At 69.2% G+C, this 830-nt stretch carries 1 protein-coding gene; it reads left to right on the top strand.

Annotated features, from left to right (window positions below):
• Nucleotides 1–830 (top strand): aldo/keto reductase (locus tag D7W81_RS41390; protein WP_306440953.1); only part of this gene is annotated, 830 nt, incomplete at both ends.

Here is an 830-nt window from a genome sequence, read left to right as displayed (position 1 = left end):
TATAAGAGACAGTCCCCGTCCCCCTTCCCGCCGCGAGGTCCTGGTGGCGGGCATCGGCGCCGCGCTCGCGCCGTCCCTCTCCGCCCTCGCCCAGACGCCCACGACAGGTCCCCGCATGCTCACCCGCCCCATCCCCAGCTCCGGTGAGGCCCTGCCCGTCATCGGCATGGGCACCTGGCAGACCTTCGACGTCGGCGGCGCCGCGAATGAACGCGCGCCCCTGGCGCAGGTGCTCCAGAAGTTCTTCGCCTCGGGTGCGCGCCTCATCGACTCCTCCCCCATGTACGGCCGCTCCGAGGCCGTCGTGGGCGACCTGCTCAAGCAGTCCGGTCAGCAGCAGACGCCGTTCCTCGCCACCAAGGTCTGGACGCGCGGCAAGGCGGAAGGGGCGGCGCAAATCCAGGCCTCCCTCCAGAAGATGGGCCACGGCCGCATGGACCTGATGCAGGTGCACAACCTGCTGGACGTGGACGTCCACCTGCCCGTGCTGCGGGAGATGAAGGCCGCGAAGCGGATCCGCTACATCGGCGTCACCCACTACCAGCGCGGTGCCTTCGACGACCTGGAGAAGCACATCCAGGGCAGCAAGCTGGACTTCGTGCAGCTGCCCTACTCGCTCGCGATGCGCGACGCGGAGGCGCGCCTGCTGCCCGCGGCGAAGGAGCACGGCGTCGCGGTCCTCGTCATGGAGCCCTTCGACAAGGGCAACCTCTTCCGCAAGATGAAGGGGAAGCCCCTGCCGGACTGGGCCGCGGAGTTCGACTGCTCCAGCTGGGCCCAGTTCTTCCTCAAGTTCATCCTGGGCCACCCCGCCGTGAACTGCCCCATCC

This window comes from Corallococcus aberystwythensis (assembly GCF_003612165.1).
GTDB lineage: Bacteria > Myxococcota > Myxococcia > Myxococcales > Myxococcaceae > Corallococcus > Corallococcus aberystwythensis.
This window is presented reverse-complemented; position numbering and strand designations above follow the sequence as displayed.